The sequence below is a fragment of the Parachitinimonas caeni genome (assembly GCF_030129945.1).
Classification (GTDB): Bacteria; Pseudomonadota; Gammaproteobacteria; order Burkholderiales; family Chitinimonadaceae; genus Parachitinimonas; species Parachitinimonas caeni.
On sequence record NZ_JARRAF010000044.1, the window covers coordinates 15,811 to 33,122 of the forward strand.

Below are 17,312 nucleotides of genomic sequence, written 5' to 3' on the forward strand. Positions count from 1 at the left end.
GTCTTGCTTAATTATTTCCGATTCCAGGCATTGGCCCAGCCATCCAGATTGCGCGCACGCAGCCATTCTGCCGGCCAATTACCTTGGTAATGGCGAATCAATTCACGCGCTTTGCCAATATCTTCCTGGCCGCTGGCGCCAATAAAAGATAAAGCCACCGGTCCAAAACCAAATGAAAATAGTCGACGACCTAAAGGTGATTTGTAGTAGTAGTGCCGTTTGGCCGTGGCGTGGGCGAGGATGTCGATTTCGCGGTCGTTCAGGCCAATCAGCTCATACATGTTGCGAGAGGTGGACTCGCGTGCCTCGGGGTTGGGTAGCAGCAGCTTGGTCGGGCAGCTGGCGAGTACCACATCGCGGATCGGGCTGTTCAGCACGTCGGCAAGTTCCTGCGTGGCCATGATCACCAAGGCGTTTTTCTTACGCCAGGTCTTTAGCCATTCCCGCACTTTTTCGCGGAACAGTTCGTGCGAGAGCATCAACCAGCATTCGTCGAGCGCCACCATCGTAGGCCGGCCATCGAGCTGCTTTTCGATCTGCCGGAACAGGTAGAGCAGCACCGGCACCACGTTCTTCTCGCCCATGCCCATCAGGTGCTCCATCTCGAATACCTGAAAGTTGCTGAAGCGCAGGCAGTCTTCCTCGGCATCAAGCAGATTGCCCATCGGACCGGCCAGAGTGTAGTGCGATAGCGCCTGCCGCAGTTCTTCGTCCTGGATTTCTGCCACGTATTCGGTGAGGGTGCGGCGGGGCGAGAGCGTTAGCCGCAAGATGGCCTCGTAGACGGTCTGCCGCTTGGCCGGGGTCACGGCGACGCCTTGCAGCGTCAGCATCACTTCGATCCACTCGGCAGCCCACGCCTGGTCGGCCTGGCTGTCGATATTGCGCAAGGGGCAGAACGCCAGCTCACCCTGGTCGCCTGCGATGTCGTAGTAAGTGCCGCCGCAGGCATTGGTCAGGATGAACGACGAATAGCCTTTGTCGAAGCCGAACACCTGGGCGTTCGGGTAGCGCAGATGCTGGGCCATCAGAAAGTTGAGGGCGGTGGATTTGCCGCCGCCGGTTTTGCCGATCATCAGGCTATGGCCGACATCTTCGACATGCAGACTCAGCCGGAACGGTGTGGAGCCGGTGGTGGCGGTGTAGCACAGCGGCGGCGAGTCGGGCGGGTAGAACGGGCAGGGGTTGCTGCCCATGCCGGCCCACAGCGCGGTTACCGGCAGCAAGTCGGCCAGATTCAGGGTGTTGAGAATCGGCCGGCGGATATTCGGATAACCGTGGCCGGGAATGCTGCCCAGATAGGCTTCGACGGCATTGATGTCTTCAATGCGGGCACCAAAGCCGTAGTTGAGAATGGCTTTGCGCACTTCACGCGCCTGTTCGGTGAGGATTTCGCGGTCTTCATGCATCAGCACCACGCAAGAGGTGTAGTAGCCGAACTTCACCAGATTGCTTTCGGCTTCACCGATGGCGGCCTGGGCGTCGTCAGACATTTCCACGGCGTCCAGATCGACCGGGCCGCCCGTGGTATTGAACATCTGGTCTTTCAGACCGCGTTGCTTTTGTTGCCAGCGACGGCGGACGCCTTCGAGTACGCGCCGGGCCTGGTGCGGGTCGAGGAAGATGAATCGGGTAGACCAACGGTATTCGTAACCCAGGGTGTCGAGTACGCTCAGCACGCCGGGGTAGCTATCGTGCGGAAAGCCGTCGATAGCGACGACTTTGACATGGCGACTGCCGACTTTGGGTTCGATACCGGTCTGAAAGGTGTGGGCGCCGATCAGGGCATCCAGATACATCGGAATCGACGGCAGGCGCACTGGGCGCTGTTCGCCACTGACGCAGAATTCAAGGTATTGCAACAGCTCGTCTTCCACGACGGTCTTGCCAAAGCGATCGACATACGAGATGCCGCGCATCCGCCGCATGCGCAGGCAGGTGCTGAGTGCATGCTCGAAGTCGTCCAGCCGTCGCTTGAACTGCGCCAAAATGCGTAGCGCCTGACCGGCTTCGGAATCGTCGCGCAGATCGTCGTCGTAGATCAGATCAATAATCTTGTTGCTGGCATTAAGCGGCGGCAGAAAGGTGAGGGTCAGGGCATAGTTGGTTTCAAAATGCCTGCCCTCGCCTTCGTGCTGGACGCGCCGTTCTTCGTCAATCAAACGACTGGTTCGGTCGGGGAAGTGGCCGGCCACTGGGTATGCAGTGGCCGGTCGCCGAATCGCATCACAATTCAGCATCCAGCCATTGCCCAAGCTCGTGAGTACGCCATTGATCCGCGCTGAAATGGCGGCCAGCTCGGCCGGGGTAGCACTATCGAGGTCTTCACCCCGGAAGTACCAGGCGGCCATCAGGCTGCCGTCTTTGTTCTGCATGATCCCGTCTTCTGGCAACAGGGCAAAATTCAGGAGGTCGGGCAGGCTTTGGCAAAGATCGCGGAATTGTTTGAGATTCAACATGGTTTAACTAAATGATTTGGACGAGGGGCGAATGGCCGATTTAATGCAGGCACGGGCGACGTAATAAGCGCGATAGCGAATATGGCGCTGATAAATCTGGCTCATTTGCGGATCGGCTTTTGCCATACGTACCAATGCCCAGAAAGCGCACGCCCAGAAAGCCCCGCCAACCACCAGAGAGAGAATGGACATTTTCCCCGAGAAGATCACCATGGCGGTAATCACTCCCGAAAACAGGACCAGGCTGCGCTCAGCCCCCAAAAGCAAGTGAGGGCGGTTTAGTGAGCGACGGATTGGAATCAAACGAGGCTCTTCCATTGGCGTAAATACCTGTGAGTAAGCTCAATTAAGAACCGGCGGCAGGGAAGCCAAGACTGGTTACAAATGTAGCGGCAAACATCATCACACCTAGTGCCAACACCACCATCATGATCCGCTTGGTGAAGTCACCCAGTTCACCACCGAAGGCCAGCATACCGCCCGATACCGCCATGGCTAGAATGCCGATGGATTGGGCGATTGGGCCGGTAAGTGATTTTTGAAGAGTCTCTAGCGGCTTTTCCCAAGGCAAGCCGGCAGCCATGGCAGCACCACTGAATAAAAGAATGGGCAAGCCAATTAAAATGGCACGATTGATTGAAATGGGTTTCATATAAAACCTTTCTGGGTTATGAATTGTCAGGCAGTTGGGGGGGTGCCAATTACAATTGGCTGGTAAATAAAGTGGGTATCACTAAATTCTTTTACATGGACAATCTCCTTGACGCGCCGCCCTCCTGGCAAATGACTGCGCTCGATGAAAATCACTAAATTGACGGCCTCGGCAATCATTTTGCCGATGGCATTTTCAGAAAGATTTTTTGCTTCAGGCGCTTCGTAAACCAGCTGCATTAACCGGAGTAAACCGCCTTGGGCCGAATTGGCGTGAATGGTGGCAATGCCACCGGGGTGGCCGGTATTCCAGCTTTTCAACAAAGTCAGTGCTTCGCCGCCTCGCACCTCGCCAACCACAATGCGGTCGGGCCGCAAGCGCATGGTGGCGCGCAACAGGCGTTGCATTGATACGTGTTCGTTGGCCCGCAGCAGCACGCTGTTGGGCATGCTCACCTGCAATTCAACGGTATCTTCAATCGCCACCAGCCGGTCTTCTTTGGCCAGCCGGGCCACTTCTGCCAGCACGGCGTTGGCCAGCGTGGTCTTGCCGCTACCGGTGCCACCCACAATCAGGATGTTCTGCCGCTCCACAACGGCGCGCCGGATTGCCTCAACCGGGCTGCGGTCATAACGAACGGCATGCTTGGATGGCTGTCCGGACTCGTCAGCGCCCGCGAGGGATTCACCAATAATTCCGCTGGTGTTGTAATCATCCAGTGTGAATATCCGGGTCGCTTTTTTACGAATGGTGAAAACGGGGGCGCGAACAAGCGGCGCAATCAAGCCTTCCAGACGCGAGCCATCCAGCGGAAATTCGCCCTCCAGAATCGGGCTTTGATAAGTCAGGGAAGTGCCCAGCATACTGGCGCAAGTTGCCAGCATGCTTTCTGCGGCGGCTGAAGTCATCATCAAGCCACTATCACCCATTCCCTGCCCGCTAATATCCAGCCATATTTTTCCGTCTGGATTCAGCATGATTTCAACAACGGCTGGATCTTTTAATGCTTTAATTAATCCTTCGCCGCATTCCCGCATTAATTTTTCTTCCAGACGGACTCTTAAAACATCTTTTGCAATGGTGTTCATTTAACCGCCTTGGATTGAATAGATGGCTGATATTTAATGGCAAGAAGCTGTTGCGGTACAGCAAGATCTTCCTTGGTCGTTCAAAATTTTCTTGATTGGAATGGATGCAGTGTTGCACAAAAAAATTGTTCTGTTTCTAATGACTAACTAATGGCTGGCTAATGGCTTGGGTATTTGTCTGTTAGGCCACTAACGTTTCTATAATCTTGATTATTATCAATAACTTACCATTATTTTTGTGCTGATATATTAGTGGACTAATTAAGCTTGCTGTAAGGTTGTGGTTTAAATAATTTCAGTAAGTCATGATAATTAGTGCGGTGTGAGCGGGTCTGATGACTGGCTAATCTTGGCTTTTCCAAAAATAAGCACGGAGTAATTGATGTGCCTATTTGTCGGTAATTAATCAATTTTCCGAAATTGGCGATGGTTAGTTGATGCTTGGAAGGTTTGGGGCTATAGAAGTGTGGTGAAGCGTGCCGGCGCCCAATCGAAATTTCGGGTGGTCAGGCGGACAATGAATTGCCAGTCTGGCTCGCCAAGCCTTTTTTTGAAGTGCCAACCGCATAGACGATAGACTTCAGGTCTGCGCCAGAAGTGATGACCTTTAAGATGAAATTGAAGGCTGCTGTTACTTATCTTGTGCAGATAAATAGCAAGCAGATAGCCAACTTGGTATTATTTGCTTTGTGCAACCAATGTCCTCGTTTTGATATCTTCCGGGAAAGTTTTATCGGCAGATGGCCCGTGGCGGTAATTTGACGGGGTAGCAGATTGGAAACTTCTGTTTTATTTGCTAATTTCAATTAATACAGCTTGGCAAGTGGCATGAGCCCTGTTCGCGTTTGTGGGGTGGCCAAGTTGTTGATGGTTAATTCTGTACTTTAGATATCACATTGGTTTTTGCCTTTACGACACGGTTTGTTGCGGCAAACTTGCCTTCGCAAGGCAGTGGTGTGTGTTGTGGCGCCATCACTTTGTTTGCCTCAAACGGTTTGAATTTTGATTTTTTATAAAGGGATTTTTTTGATGCAAGACGCTGCAAGACAGGCGCTGGAAGCGCTATTTGATAAGCGGCCCCAGCAAAAGCCGGCTCAGCAGTCGATTACCGAATTTTGTAATGAGTTGGCTGCGCAAATGAAGCAGATGGGTCTGGATTACATTGTGATTGAGCGCCGGCATTACGATGCCTTGTTGCTGGATCGGAATGTGGACCACCTCACCAAATGGCGTGGTATGCGTATTCAGATTGTGAATGAAGGTTTTGTGAGTGCGGCTTAAGGCAGGAACGGGAATAGCCAATGAGTCATCGGCCCATGCAAACTTATCAGGGCGGTTGCCATGGTGGCGCGGTCCGGTTTGAGATCGACACGGACTTTCCTGAATTGACGGTCTGTGATTGTTCGATTTGCCGCCGTAAGAATGCTTTGATGGTTAGGCTCTGTTGACGTTTTATTTTCGGATCGCGTTTCGTCGGATTTGGGCCTGATGCAAGGCAAAAAGCGCGCCGCTTAGTGATAAGCCACGCGATTTTTAACGCGGCAGCAGGCCCAAACCCGGCGAAACCCTCCGGGCCGGGTCGATTTTTGGGGCATGGCGTCGTTAGGGTTCGTTTATTTAGCTCGCTAAACCTCACTCACCCTGCCTGGCCCTGCCCCAAAACTCGACCCGGCGCGACCGGAAACAAAACGTCAACAGAGCCTAGGCAGGGCGAGCGCCGTTTAGCGGGCTAGGTAATGATAAAAAAACGGGCACCCTTGGGTGCCCGTTTTGCATGGTCGTGCCAAACGATATTTTTACATTGGGGGGAGGGGTGGGGGCACGTTGGCAAACAGTGATCCCAACTCGGCAATCTGGCTCATCGCGGTCCAGCCCGGCATTCCTTGCTTCCAAGCCAGGCTGTCGCGGTTGATTTCGCCGCTGGCGAGCTTTTGTTGCAGCGCGGCAAGGTCAAACGGACCGGCTTGCTGGCCGTTGATGGCAACCCAGTATTGCACGGCTGTGGGCAGCGGGGGCGGCGCAACCGGTGCGGCGGCCTGAGGCGCAGGCTGAGCGGGCTGAGCCGGTGACTGACTGCCGCCACCAAATAAGGCACCGATGCCATTGCCCATCATCATGCCGACGCCGACACCCATGGCACTGCCCGCAGCGCCGGTGTTGTTGGCAGCGTCCCGCATGGCATTGGCGGCCTCGTATTGGGCATACGTCTGCATATTGCCGATGACCCGCATCGCGCCTTGCTTGTCGATGGCGGCTTCCACTTCTTCGGGCAGACCAAGGTCTTGCACCTGAACTTCTACCAGCTCCAGTCCCAGCCGTTCGAAGTCGGGGCTGATCTTCTCGCGGATGCGCTCGCCCAGCACCGTAACCTTGCTTTCCAGGTCGATGACCGGCACGCCCAGCTCCGGCATGACTTCCTTGATCCGCAAGCCGATTTTGCCGCGCAGGTTGTTCTCGATATCCGAAAGGGTGAAGTCGCCAGCCGTGCCAACGAGATCCTTGAGGACGGTTTTGGCATCCTTGATGCGGATCGAGTAGATACCGAAGGCGGTCACGCGCACTACGCCGAATTCGGGGTCGCGCATGGTCGAGGGGCCGGGAGTGCCCCATTTCAGATCGGGGAACAGGCGGGTGTTGAAGAAATACACCTCGGCCTTGAACGGGCTGTTGAAGCCATACTTCCAGCCCTGCAAAGTCGAGAGGATGGGAAGGTTGGCGGTCGAAAGCTCGTGCATGCCGGGACCGAAGACATCGGCTGGTTGGCCAGCACCTGCCTGTCCCTGATTGACGATGATGGCAAGCTGTCCCTCGCGGACTACCAGTTTGGCGCCGTTCTTGATTTCGTTGTTGTAGCGTTCGAAACGGTGGACCAGCGTGTCACGGCTGTCATCCAGCCATTCGACGATGTCGATGAATTCGTTGGTAAGCTTTTGCCACAGTCCCATGAGGGTCTCCTAGAGTTAAAACAATGCCGGGAAAACCGGTGGTCAGCCCGGTGCCAGATAGCCATCGCGTTCCATACCCGCAACCACAACCCGGTTGCGACCCCGGCGTTTGGCGTGATAGAGCGCTTCATCCGCCTCTTTTACCAAGTCTTCACCGTACTTCCACTGGGGAAAACTGGCAACGCCGCTCGAGAAGGTACTGTTGAAACTGTTGTCCGCATAGGGGTGTTTGATCTGTGAAAAATCACGGCGGATGCGATCCAGCACCCGGAAGGCGGTTTCTCCATCGGTATCGGGCAGGGCAACCAGAAATTCCTCCCCGCCATAGCGGCCGATGATGTCGTTGCGGCGCAAGCGTTGTTTGAGTAGCCAAGCCAGGCTACGAATTACCTGATCGCCAATCGGGTGGCCGTAGTGGTCGTTCACCCGCTTGAAATGGTCAATGTCGATCATGGCGACCGACAGTGGACTATCCACTTTGGTGGCATTGGCAAGCGCCGCATCCAGCGAGCGCTTGCTGCTGGTGTGATTGAGCAGACCGGTAAGGCTGTCATGAAACATGGAGCGGCGCAGGGCGCGGTAACGCTCGATCTTGCTTTTGACGATCGCGTTGAGGAAGACCGGATTGAATGGCTTGGTCAGAAAGTGATCGCCCCCCAGCCGCAAGGCATCAATTTGCAGGGCGACGTCGGTCTCGCCCGAGAGATAGACAATGGGCACACTAAGAAACTGCGGATGCTGCCGTATCACCCGTGCGGCTTCGACCCCGGTACAGGTGGGCATATACATATCCATCAGGATCAAGTCGGGGTTATAGCTCTTCATGGCGTCGAGCACGAAGCGTGGATCGTCGATAGCATGGCTATCGACACCGTTTTCTTCGAGCGTACGCTGGATCAGGCGGGTCGCAGTATGCGAATCCTCAACCACCAGTACCCGGTAGTCTTCCTGTTCCTGGTTGTCGTTCAGTTCCAGTATTTTGGCCAGGATGATCGGCATGCCCGTGCCTTCTGGAAAACAGTGGTCACAGCCGGCTGTCAGCGCCGCTTGTAGCGAGTCGAAGTCGGAGGGGACGGACAGGCCAATCAGATCGCTGCTACCAAAGCGCTTGCGTAGTTCGCGGACCCGCTCTGGCCAGCTGTCGGCTTCCAGTCCGGCAATGTTCAGCAGCAGCAGTGGCACATCGGCAATGACGGGGGGCATGGCATCCCAGTGCTGGAATTCGACCCGTACACCAAAGTAGCTGAGCTGGGACAGCATCTCGCGCCAGGTGGCGGGGGCGTGGCCCACAAACCAGACTTCGCGTTGCTTGGGAATATCGACAACGGCAGTAGCATTGGCGCCACCTGCCCGGCGTTCCTCTTGTGGTTTGCCGTGGGTGGCAATGAATTCGGCAATGGCTTGCTGTAGCGTGTCTACCTTGATCTGCAGGGTTTCGATAGTCGCTTCGGGCAGGGGATGGCTTTCGCTGGTGCCGAAAAGGGTCAGGGCCAGTTGTTCCAGATCATGTCCGGCATGGGTGACACCGGCGACCGACTTGGCAATCAGAAATTCACAAAAGCTGTTGAGGGTGACGGCGAACTCGACAAATTCTTCAAAGGTCGGGTTGCCGCGATAGTGGCGCCAGGTTGCGACCAAAGACGAACATTTCTGATTGAGTTCGACGGGAGAACACGACATGGTAGGTGGAAATATCTTCGTCAATAGATAAAGGCTGCATTCAGCGCGCCTGTGCAGGTTGTTGGCAGGTCATTACCACTCATGCCGGCCCGGCTGTAGCGGCAGGCTGTGAAAACGCAGTGCGGCGCGCGCAACCATTCCGCACGCAACCATTCATTAACGTCAACAGAGCCTTGGCAGGGTCGGTCGAAAGCCTGGCTTTCATTGCGCTTTGCAAGGTCGATGGGTCTGGCGTGGCGTGATACGACGTCCTCGTCGTTGGCACGATTCAGAGTTAAGACCTGACAAACGGTACGGAAGTTTTCCGGTGAAGCGCTTCGGGCCTGGTGCCACTGCCAACCAAACGTCCACACAGCCTAATCCATCCTAGTCCGGATAAAAGGCGAATTCACGCCAGGATTGCAGCCAGTGCCGCGAGCGTGAGCGGTTTCACGCTATCGCGGCCCGGCATCGACAGCACGGCCGGGCAACCACTATCCGGCCGAACCTGATGCGCCCATCGTGTCTGGGGCAGCTTAGTCGCCGCGCAACAGCTCGTTGATGCCGACTTTGGCGCGGGTTTTGGCATCGACCTTTTTGACGATGACCGCGCAGTAGAGGCTGTACTTGCCGTCAGCGGATGGCAAGTTGCCGGAAACCACAACCGATCCGGCCGGTACTCGGCCGTAGCTGATTTCGCCGGTTTCGCGGTCATAGATTTTGGTGCTCTGACCGATATACACCCCCATCGAGATGACCGAGCCTTCTTCGACGATCACGCCTTCAACAATTTCAGAGCGCGCGCCGATAAAGCAGTTGTCTTCAATGATGGTGGGGTTAGCCTGCAGCGGCTCCAGGACACCACCGATGCCAACGCCTCCCGATAGATGGACGTTCTTGCCAATCTGGGCGCAGGAGCCGACGGTGGCCCAGGTATCCACCATGGTGCCTTCGCCGACATAGGCGCCGATATTGACGTAAGACGGCATCAGCACCACGTTTTTGCCGATAAAGCTACCGTGTCGGGCGACCGCAGGGGGGACCACCCGAAAGCCGCCTTCGCGGAAGTCGTCAGCGGTGTAGTCGTCAAACTTCGACGGAACCTTATCGAAGTAGTGGGTGTAGGCACCGGCCAGACGCTCGTTATCGTGGGCACGGAAATACAGTAATACCGCCTTCTTGACCCATTCGTGGGTGATCCACTGACCATCAATCTTCTCCGCGACGCGCAGATGGCCGCGATCCAGCTCGGCGATGACCTGGCTGATGGCGTCTTTCAGATTGGTGTCGATGGTGGCGGCTGTGATGTCGGCGCGGCGTTCAAATGCCGCTTCGATAACCGGCTGGATCGGGTGCATATGTAGTCCTTTATTGGGTAAGGGGGGAATCATGGTTCTGTCTCCTCTTTCAACCTGCCTTGTTGTGGCGGCAGGCTGCGGTGTTGTTCGAGACGCCCTCAATGCTGCGGGAGCATCAGATCCGCCAGGGCGGTCAGGGATGGCGCAGTCAGGTCATAGTGACTGGCAGAGTGGGGCTCGAATGTCGTCCGTTTGCCATATTCGTCTGGACGAGGAATATACGCGGTTTTCAGGCCAATACTCCGCGCTGCGCGCAGGTCGCTCAAGTGGGCAGTCACCATCATCACCTGATCGGGATTCAGACCCAGTCTGGCCACCGCCTGGCGGTACATCGCCGGGTCGGGTTTGTAGCTTTCCAGCAGATCGGCAGACAGGATATGGTCCCAGCCCAGGCCTGCATGTGCGCTGAGCGCACGCAGCAAGGGCTCGCTACCGTTTGATAGGGTGGCCACGGTGAAATGGCAGCGCAGGCGGACAAGGCCTTCCGCGCTATCGGGCCAGCCGTCGAGCTGGCGCCAGACGAGATTGAAGTCTGCGCGCTCATCCTCCTTCAGCGTTTCGAGGCCAAAACGCGGGGCAAGTTCATCAAGAATTTCCCGGTGGATGGCGTCGATATCCCGCCAAGGCGCTTGCTGGGTGAGGATGGCATCCAGCTTGGGTCGATAGCCGGCACGCCAGGCCTCAGCAAAGGCGGGCCAGTCCAGCAAGGCAAAGCGTTGCCCGAATCGGCGCTGCCCGGTGCGGACGATGGTGGCGCGCCAGTCAACCAGCGTGCCGAAAACGTCAAATAGCAGGGCTTGAATCGGGGGCTGGGTCGACATAAAGCAGTTGGGGGTCAGGCCGATTGGCCGGCAAGCTGGCGGCAGGTTGAGATCAAGTCTGCCGTCACGATCCGCGAGTTCATGATGAAGGTGTGCATGGCGTCGATGCGCAGGATGCGGGCACCGGGCAGTTGTACTTCCGACCAGCCTAATACGCCATCGTTGTCTTCGTTGCCAAACGGTGACCACCGGCCACGCGGGCCGGCAACGCCTGCATAGATTGTGGTGGGAACGTCTGGCACCGGCAGTGCGGCCATGAAGTCGGGCTCGCCCAGTCGCTGGCCGATTTCGCCCGTACCCAGGCGGTAGAGCGGGTTGCGCCGAAAAAAACGGGCCGCCTTCGATGCTACGGTAGGGGGAGCCATGAAGGCACAGGCCAGTGGCGGGCGGGGAAGATCTGGCAGGCAGGCCCGAATCAGCACCGAGCCCAGCGAGTGACCGGCGAGCAGGAAGGGCGCGGCGCCCGCATGCCGGTGGATCTGACGCAGCAGGCGCTCCCGGCAGGAGGCAAAGCGCTCAAACGCCGCAACATAACCAAAGCAGTGGGTACGAAAACCCGCCTGCCGCAAGCGCCAGGCCAGAATCTGCATCGACAGCGGGCTACGCCCCATGCCATGCACCAGAAATGCCGAAATCGGGGCTTGCATGCCGCCGGCTACCCCTTAGTCAACAATAAACAGCTTGGCACCGACGTCGGTATACGACCGGTGCGGTTCCGCCTCGTCCGCCACCTGATAGCTCATGCCGGGCCGCAGTACGAAGCGGCGGCCATCGGCCAGCTCGGTGTGCAATTCACCGTCCAGGCACAGCAGGATATGGCCTTTATTGCACCAATGATCAGCCATATAACCAGCCGAATATTCGACCATACGTACTCTTACATTACCAAAGCGACGGGTGCGCCATAAGGCCATTCCCCGCTCGCCTTGATGCTCGGTAGCAGAAATGCTGGACCAATCGGTAATGCCAAACGGAATATCCTGAATATTCATATCGGGGAATAAGGTCTTGTATTGTATTTAAAAATTGTCAGTTGGCCGGATTGGCATCTATTGATACATCGTCAAACAAGCGTCGCAGAGCGCTAATATCTGGAGAAGGTAGAAGAATCGGAAAGTCTCAATCTTTTAACCTCCTTATGCTGCCTGTCTTTCCGCCGGCAGTGATTGACTGCAAAAGCAGGCGGTGCCATGACATGGACAGATATAGGCAGATATCGACAGGGATTGTGCCATAGTCGCCCGGCTATCGAATGCCCGATACAGAATTTACCGAAAGCAGGTTTATCTTGCCTCAAGCCATCAACCCCGAGGACTGATGAATTGAGGCGGGGTATTTCAATCAGCAATATCCGGCTCGAAAAAACTCCATTTGATTTGCGGGAAGGCAGCTTTGAGTGCGGCTTCAATCCGGTTGATTTCGGTAACCTGTTCGGCCGCTGTTTCGGCTTTTACCTTGGCTTTTACCGCCACCATTACATCATTACCCAATTGCAGGGTAATGATATTGAATACCTTTTCAATCGCAGAGTCTGCTTCGAGATGCGCGCGCATGGCGCTGCGCACTTCCGGCTCGACACTCTGGCCGATCAGCAAAGCTTTGATTTCCACGCCGATGAACAAAGCTACGCCAATCAGCAAAACGCCTATCACGATGCCACCCAGCGCATCCCACATCGGGTTGTCGGTGATCGTAGCCATGCAGACAGCCGCCAATGCAACAGCCAGACCTGCCAAAGCCGCGACATCCTCACCCAGAATCACCACCAGCTCGCTCTGGCGGGTTTCCTGTGCCCACCGCAGTAGTCCTTTGCCGCCGCGAAGTTTATTGATCTCGCGCATAGCTCCCCATAGTGAGATCGACTCGGCCACGACCCCAAAAGCCAGAACGCCGATTGCCAGCCAGGGTGCTTCCATCTGCTCGGGATCTTGCAGCTTGTGTACGCCTTCGTAAATCGAGAACAGCCCCCCCAGGCTGAACAGCATCAAGGCCACGATAAACGACCAGAAGTAAATGGCTTTGCCGTAACCGAGTGGAAAGTCTGGCGAAGGCGGGGTCTTGGCGGCCTTCAGACCCCAGATCAACAAGGCTTGATTTCCGCAATCGGCGAAGGAATGAACCGCTTCGGCCAGCATCGAGCCAGAGCCGGTATAAAGCGCAGCCCCCAGCTTGGAAACACCAATGGCAAAGTTCGCTCCCAAGGCAAAAAAAATGGACTTCAAGGAATCTGCTTGCGCGGACATGGTGGTGCGCTCCTGTTGTTATTGGCTGTGCAGGGAATTTAGCAGGTTTTGGCAATGGTCGTGTCGGGCCGACCAATTATATTAGGGACAAATGTCCCGAATTGCTGGATTTAAAATATGGAGAATTGGTAATGGTTGTTGCCTTTTGGTTGGGATGATTTTCTATACATTACAATCAATTAGATAATCTTATTATTTGGTAAGTAATAAGTAATGGTTGCATGGATTTGGATGGGGTTTTATAGTTCGGCCCCGGTATGAATTGGATTACGGTGATAGGTTTTGTAATGATCATTATTTAAATAGACGGTGCTGATCTATTTGTGGGATTTTTACGCCTTTCATGGTGGTTAATTCATCTGTTTAAAACATAAAAACTTGAGGTGAAGATATGAAATTGACGATGAAAAAGCTGGCTTTGGGTTTGCTTGGAACGTTGGCAGCAGGCAGCGCTTTGGCGGCGCAATATGCGCCTTTGCACCGCTACGCCTTCACTTGGCGACCCGAAATGCACTACTACACTTTGGAGGGGGATAGTGACCCGATTGTTTCGGGTATTCGAGCACAGTGGCGGCATGAAGGCATTGTCGGCTACATGCTTAACCAGATGATTCCTATCCCAAGCGGTTCGAATTTTGTCCCACTGTTGAGCTATCAACACAGAAACCCGAATGGCTCCTCCGGCCACCCCACTACGCAAGACTTTTTCCTGACTGCAAATCCATCGGAGATTCCTGCGGGATATGGAGAGTGGGAATTTAAAGGCTATCTGGGCGCTTGCTTGAAGAATCCAACCCCTGAAACCAAACCTCTGTATAGGTATTTTAATCCTTCAGTCAGGTTCCGCTTGCCAGGGTTTCCGGATCGTTCCAGCGCACATTTTTACACCTCCGATGTCAATGAACTGGGTGGCGGTGCATATGGCTGGTATTACGAGGGTATCGTATGCCACATTTTCAAGAATGATCGAGGAACGGCCTCGGCTGGGTTAAATGAGTTTGAGGCACCGGACACTGAACAGGCTGAATAAGTCTTGATTGATTTTGGCAAAAAGGGCTTTGCGTGATGCAAAGCCCTTTTTTATTGATCTATTTAATTAAGATTTTAGAAATGCATCGTGACTTGGGCGCAATCTGCGCATCAAGCCGCGCAAGCCAAAAGCGTTGTCGGAGCCGGATGGTCAGGGAGCCTGCTTACCCTGAATGATGCGCGTAATGGGTTGGGTTGACGCTTGGCTTTCTGGTTAGCGTGTTGGCAAAGGTGATGCAGGGGCGCTCAAGGGCGCGATGGCTTAACCAAGCTAGCGGAATAGTCACCAGTACCGATATTGCAAACAGCAGGTTGTCGAGCAGATTTGGCCAACGCTGGCAGAGTGCCGGATCCAGGGTAGCAAAGCCGAGCGTGCCGAGAATGTAGAGCACCGGGAAGTGCCATAAGTAGAAGCTGTACGAAATCCTGCCCAAAAAATGGCTCAAACGCGTGTCGAGCAGCGGGATGCTCGTACGCCCCTCGCTGGCGCTGAGCAGGCTGATGACAGCGAATGCCGCGATACTGCTCACTACCCAGCCCGCGGCATGCGTTTCCGGAATCAGATGATTGCTGACGCAAAGTGCTGCAAATGCGGCGATCACGCCCCACCGGATCTGCTGGCCGTTCAGGCGTTTGCTGAGCCATTGCGAGAAGCTGCCGGCGTGCATGCCCAGCAGGAACATGAACACGAACCCGCTACGAGCAAAGCCGTAAAGCGGCGTGGCTAAAAAGAACACTGTCCAGCCCACGAGCAACAAGGCCGCTAGCACAAACGAGCGTCGGGTCGCTCGCCACATCGGAACGAACAGGAGTGCCGCAATCATTTCCACCTGCAGCGTCCAGGTTACTGGATTCAGGTAATAGGTAAGAAAGAAGGCGTCGTGCAGATATACCTCCAGCGACGCACCGTTTTGCCAATACGAATGGTATTCAACCGATGCAGCCGGGTAGCGCACCGGGTGATGAACCGCAATCAGCCAGATTGCGCAGGCGGCGAGGCAAACCAGCATGGTCGGCCAGATACGCAGTACCCGGCGGGTAAGAAAGGACGTAAAGCTGGCGAAAAGTGGCGAGCTGTCACGCGAAAGGGACAGGTTCAGCACATGACCACTGAGCACAAAGAACAGGGTGACGCCTGCGCAACCATTGCCAAGGACGTTGAGCCAGGATTTGATCGCAGCAGAATCTGAATGTTGTATGGCAATGGCGCCGAGGGAGTGCGAGTAAGCAACCATCAAGGCGGCGATGCCGCGCAGGGCCTCCAGTCGGGGAGAAAAAGCAGTTTGGGTCATGGAAGAAATGGGTTGAGATTAAGCGGCAGCATTTGCGCAGACCTGGGTTCTGTTGAGGTTTTTTTCGGATCGCGCTCCAAAGACAAATGGTCCGGAGCCAGAAGTCCGATGGCGGCCTACTGTCAGCAGAGCTTGAGAGGCGAGAGTCGGCAAGCTTTGTGACGATCCATTCATTCACATAGCTTGCTTACCGAGCTGTGAGGGTATACCCAGTGTGCATCGGCAGGCTAGTAGAAATCCCGCTTCGCAACGCTGGCATGTCCCCAGGGTCGATGGCCCGGCGCGACCGGAAATGAAACGTCAACAGAGCCTAAGCCGTGCTCTGGCGACACCCTGCTGCGCTAACGATGCAGACGGATATCGCCAGGATTAGCCCGGCTGGCGCCTTGTTTGGCGCCAAGCACGGGTTGGTCGATTAATTTTCCAATGGATTTTCCACTACGCCCTCAAAACGACGATTGGGCGGTGCGCAGAGCGCTGACAATCCATCGCCGAATGCTGCGTCGCTTGAACAGGGGCGGATGGGAGGGGAGCTTTGGAAGCTTTGTGGTGATCCATTCAGAGGCTCGGACACCCGTCCATCTGGATAGACCCCGTGTGCGTAGATCGGTTGGCCATAGATCTGGCTTTGCCAGGCTGTCAGATTGGTATCGAAGGCATGCATTCGCGTGTCGCCTCCGCACTTGTCCATGTTTTCATACACGCTTGGTGCCCAAATCAGAGGGGCTTGGTTGCCGGCAGGGGCGCTGGTCAGGAATGTACCGTTGGGGTAGGGGCTGCCCGCGTAAAAAACCACATTCACCGGCTGAGCCTGCTCTTGCAGACAAGCCCAGCCAGATGCCACAACCTGATCTTGCCAACCACGCTGCACCCATAACAGCCTGCCGAAGATCTTGGGCGGGGCCTTTTTCTCTTTGATGACAATCTGGGCCATCGTCGGTGAGGTGATATAAACAGGTTGGCTATTGATGGCAGCGAGCTGGAACTTGCCCTTGAAACCCAGGGAGTAAGTACCGGCAGCGAGCGAAAGCCCTTGCGAGAACTGAGTGTTGAAGAGGCCATCGGCCAAAGTCAGGCTTTGATTACCGTTGATCTGCAAGGTGACTTCAGGTTTATACCAGTAGGCCAGGCAGTCCTTGCTGGCCATTCCGTCGAAACTGGTTAGCAGCCGGGCATTGCCGCTGATGCTGACCCAGGCCCTGCCACCGGGCTCAACAGTGTATTCCGCACCGGTTGTGGGGCTGGTCATTTGCCAGGTGAAATCGCCTGAGGCGAAGCCATTCAGAAAGCAGGGAACATCAGCAGCCGAGGCCTGACCGGCCAGTGCCGAGAAGGCAGCGATACCTATCAAGCAGGACAGGGTGCGCAATCTGAAAGCGCGGGCAGGGGTTGAGTGATGAATAGTCATAAATTCTCCTGTTTTTTTGTTTAAAGAAGCGAAGAAATAAAACGTGCAGAAAAGGTAACTGCACGAGTGGCCAGGTTTTATGTTTAAAAGACCACAATCAAACCTGGATATTTAGTTCGAATGGTTGTTGGTCGGAATTAAGTAAATCAGCCTGTCCGTGCGGGCTGCTGTCAGAGCGATACAGACCTGGCGAGAGGGTGTTCGGGAAAGATTTACTGAATCTCGGCTAGATGTTGGGTTCCACCAGATTCCATTCCAAGACGTAGCTGGCCGCTCTATCGGGCCAGAGATCTTTTGCGTAGTCTGATCGCCCAACTTGAGAACCCTTCCTGATCATGAGTTACCGCCTGCACAGCAA

General features: G+C 55.2%; 16 protein-coding genes. 3 read left to right on the forward strand and 13 right to left on the reverse strand.

What is annotated here, in order from left to right; genetic code table 11:
* Positions 1 to 11: 11 nt before the first annotated feature.
* The 4 genes from PZA18_RS21560 to trbB are packed head-to-tail and all read right to left on the reverse strand — an operon-like array spanning position 12 to position 4,199.
* Positions 12 to 2,459 carry a VirB4 family type IV secretion/conjugal transfer ATPase gene (locus PZA18_RS21560; RefSeq protein WP_284102957.1) on the reverse strand — a complete coding sequence of 816 codons (2,448 nt, stop codon included), beginning with the start codon at positions 2,457 to 2,459 and terminating at the stop codon, positions 12 to 14.
* Between the two features lie 3 nt (positions 2,460 to 2,462).
* Positions 2,463 to 2,777 carry a conjugal transfer protein TrbD gene (trbD, locus tag PZA18_RS21565; protein WP_284102958.1) on the reverse strand — a complete coding sequence of 105 codons (315 nt, stop codon included), beginning with the start codon at positions 2,775 to 2,777 and terminating at the stop codon, positions 2,463 to 2,465.
* A gap of 28 nt (positions 2,778 to 2,805) precedes the next feature.
* Positions 2,806 to 3,111, reverse strand: a complete 306-nt coding sequence (locus PZA18_RS21570; RefSeq protein WP_284102959.1) for a TrbC/VirB2 family protein — start codon at positions 3,109 to 3,111, stop codon at positions 2,806 to 2,808.
* Positions 3,112 to 3,137: 26 nt separating this feature from the next.
* The gene (gene trbB / locus PZA18_RS21575) at positions 3,138 to 4,199 is read right to left on the reverse strand and encodes a P-type conjugative transfer ATPase TrbB (RefSeq protein ID WP_284102960.1); all 1,062 of its coding nucleotides are present in this window, start codon (positions 4,197 to 4,199) and stop codon (positions 3,138 to 3,140) included.
* Positions 4,200 to 5,228: 1,029 nt separating this feature from the next.
* Here trbB and PZA18_RS21580 point away from each other — a divergent pair.
* Together PZA18_RS21580 and PZA18_RS25765 are read left to right on the forward strand one after the other, a co-directional pair.
* A complete protein-coding gene (locus PZA18_RS21580) occupies positions 5,229 to 5,480 on the forward strand; it encodes a hypothetical protein (RefSeq protein ID WP_284102961.1) in 252 nt (83 codons plus the stop codon).
* A 35-nt stretch (positions 5,481 to 5,515) separates the two neighbouring features.
* Positions 5,516 to 5,647: a GFA family protein gene (locus PZA18_RS25765; RefSeq protein ID WP_456238578.1), complete on the forward strand. Its 132-nt coding sequence runs from the start codon at positions 5,516 to 5,518 to the stop codon at positions 5,645 to 5,647.
* 348 nt (positions 5,648 to 5,995) lie between these two features.
* Here the strand turns inward: PZA18_RS25765 and PZA18_RS21585 are convergent, their stop codons facing one another.
* From PZA18_RS21585 to PZA18_RS21615, 7 genes are all read right to left on the reverse strand, one after another.
* The gene (locus tag PZA18_RS21585; protein WP_284102962.1) at positions 5,996 to 7,144 is read right to left on the reverse strand and encodes an SPFH domain-containing protein; all 1,149 of its coding nucleotides are present in this window, start codon (positions 7,142 to 7,144) and stop codon (positions 5,996 to 5,998) included.
* A gap of 42 nt (positions 7,145 to 7,186) precedes the next feature.
* Positions 7,187 to 8,824, reverse strand: a complete 1,638-nt coding sequence (locus PZA18_RS21590) for a diguanylate cyclase (protein WP_284102963.1) — start codon at positions 8,822 to 8,824, stop codon at positions 7,187 to 7,189.
* A 515-nt stretch (positions 8,825 to 9,339) separates the two neighbouring features.
* The gene (gene dapD, locus PZA18_RS21595) at positions 9,340 to 10,161 is read right to left on the reverse strand and encodes a 2,3,4,5-tetrahydropyridine-2,6-dicarboxylate N-succinyltransferase (protein WP_284102971.1); all 822 of its coding nucleotides are present in this window, start codon (positions 10,159 to 10,161) and stop codon (positions 9,340 to 9,342) included.
* A gap of 98 nt (positions 10,162 to 10,259) precedes the next feature.
* Positions 10,260 to 10,982 (reverse strand): haloacid dehalogenase type II, encoded by a 723-nt coding sequence (locus PZA18_RS21600; RefSeq protein WP_284102964.1) that lies wholly within the window; start codon positions 10,980 to 10,982, stop codon positions 10,260 to 10,262.
* Between the two features lie 14 nt (positions 10,983 to 10,996).
* Positions 10,997 to 11,629, reverse strand: a complete 633-nt coding sequence (locus PZA18_RS21605; protein WP_284102965.1) for an esterase/lipase family protein — start codon at positions 11,627 to 11,629, stop codon at positions 10,997 to 10,999.
* A 15-nt stretch (positions 11,630 to 11,644) separates the two neighbouring features.
* Positions 11,645 to 11,974 carry a DHCW motif cupin fold protein gene (locus tag PZA18_RS21610; RefSeq protein WP_284102966.1) on the reverse strand — a complete coding sequence of 110 codons (330 nt, stop codon included), beginning with the start codon at positions 11,972 to 11,974 and terminating at the stop codon, positions 11,645 to 11,647.
* A gap of 345 nt (positions 11,975 to 12,319) precedes the next feature.
* Entirely contained in the window at positions 12,320 to 13,225 is a 906-nt protein-coding gene (locus tag PZA18_RS21615) for a cation diffusion facilitator family transporter (RefSeq protein WP_284102967.1), read from the reverse strand.
* Positions 13,226 to 13,616: 391 nt separating this feature from the next.
* Here PZA18_RS21615 and PZA18_RS21620 point away from each other — a divergent pair, with 391 nt between their 5' ends.
* Entirely contained in the window at positions 13,617 to 14,255 is a 639-nt protein-coding gene (locus tag PZA18_RS21620) for a hypothetical protein (protein WP_284102968.1), read from the forward strand.
* A gap of 163 nt (positions 14,256 to 14,418) precedes the next feature.
* On the opposite strand, the gene PZA18_RS21625 is transcribed toward PZA18_RS21620, so the two are convergent.
* Together PZA18_RS21625 and PZA18_RS21630 are read right to left on the reverse strand one after the other, a co-directional pair.
* A complete protein-coding gene (locus PZA18_RS21625; protein WP_284102969.1) occupies positions 14,419 to 15,546 on the reverse strand; it encodes an acyltransferase family protein in 1,128 nt (375 codons plus the stop codon).
* 415 nt (positions 15,547 to 15,961) lie between these two features.
* A complete protein-coding gene (locus tag PZA18_RS21630; RefSeq protein ID WP_284102970.1) occupies positions 15,962 to 16,954 on the reverse strand; it encodes a hypothetical protein in 993 nt (330 codons plus the stop codon).
* Positions 16,955 to 17,312 lie beyond the last annotated feature (358 nt).

What these genes read in the sequence shown, in the direction of transcription:
- PZA18_RS21570 (WP_284102959.1), bottom strand. Translation starts at nt 3,111, where the DNA reads ATGAAACCCATTTCAATCAATCGTGCCATTTTAATTGGCTTGCCCATT.
- PZA18_RS21630 (WP_284102970.1), bottom strand. Translation starts at nt 16,954, where the DNA reads ATGACTATTCATCACTCAACCCCTGCCCGCGCTTTCAGATTGCGCACC.
- PZA18_RS25765 (WP_456238578.1), top strand. Translation starts at nt 5,516, where the DNA reads ATGCAAACTTATCAGGGCGGTTGCCATGGTGGCGCGGTCCGGTTTGAG.
- trbB (WP_284102960.1), bottom strand. Translation starts at nt 4,199, where the DNA reads ATGAACACCATTGCAAAAGATGTTTTAAGAGTCCGTCTGGAAGAAAAA.
- PZA18_RS21600 (WP_284102964.1), bottom strand. Translation starts at nt 10,982, where the DNA reads ATGTCGACCCAGCCCCCGATTCAAGCCCTGCTATTTGACGTTTTCGGC.
- PZA18_RS21620 (WP_284102968.1), top strand. Translation starts at nt 13,617, where the DNA reads ATGAAATTGACGATGAAAAAGCTGGCTTTGGGTTTGCTTGGAACGTTG.
- PZA18_RS21615 (WP_284102967.1), bottom strand. Translation starts at nt 13,225, where the DNA reads ATGTCCGCGCAAGCAGATTCCTTGAAGTCCATTTTTTTTGCCTTGGGA.
- PZA18_RS21590 (WP_284102963.1), bottom strand. Translation starts at nt 8,824, where the DNA reads ATGTCGTGTTCTCCCGTCGAACTCAATCAGAAATGTTCGTCTTTGGTC.
- PZA18_RS21560 (WP_284102957.1), bottom strand. Translation starts at nt 2,459, where the DNA reads ATGTTGAATCTCAAACAATTCCGCGATCTTTGCCAAAGCCTGCCCGAC.
- PZA18_RS21585 (WP_284102962.1), bottom strand. Translation starts at nt 7,144, where the DNA reads ATGGGACTGTGGCAAAAGCTTACCAACGAATTCATCGACATCGTCGAA.
- dapD (WP_284102971.1), bottom strand. Translation starts at nt 10,161, where the DNA reads ATGCACCCGATCCAGCCGGTTATCGAAGCGGCATTTGAACGCCGCGCC.
- PZA18_RS21580 (WP_284102961.1), top strand. Translation starts at nt 5,229, where the DNA reads ATGCAAGACGCTGCAAGACAGGCGCTGGAAGCGCTATTTGATAAGCGG.
- PZA18_RS21625 (WP_284102969.1), bottom strand. Translation starts at nt 15,546, where the DNA reads ATGACCCAAACTGCTTTTTCTCCCCGACTGGAGGCCCTGCGCGGCATC.
- trbD (WP_284102958.1), bottom strand. Translation starts at nt 2,777, where the DNA reads ATGGAAGAGCCTCGTTTGATTCCAATCCGTCGCTCACTAAACCGCCCT.
- PZA18_RS21605 (WP_284102965.1), bottom strand. Translation starts at nt 11,629, where the DNA reads ATGCAAGCCCCGATTTCGGCATTTCTGGTGCATGGCATGGGGCGTAGC.
- PZA18_RS21610 (WP_284102966.1), bottom strand. Translation starts at nt 11,974, where the DNA reads ATGAATATTCAGGATATTCCGTTTGGCATTACCGATTGGTCCAGCATT.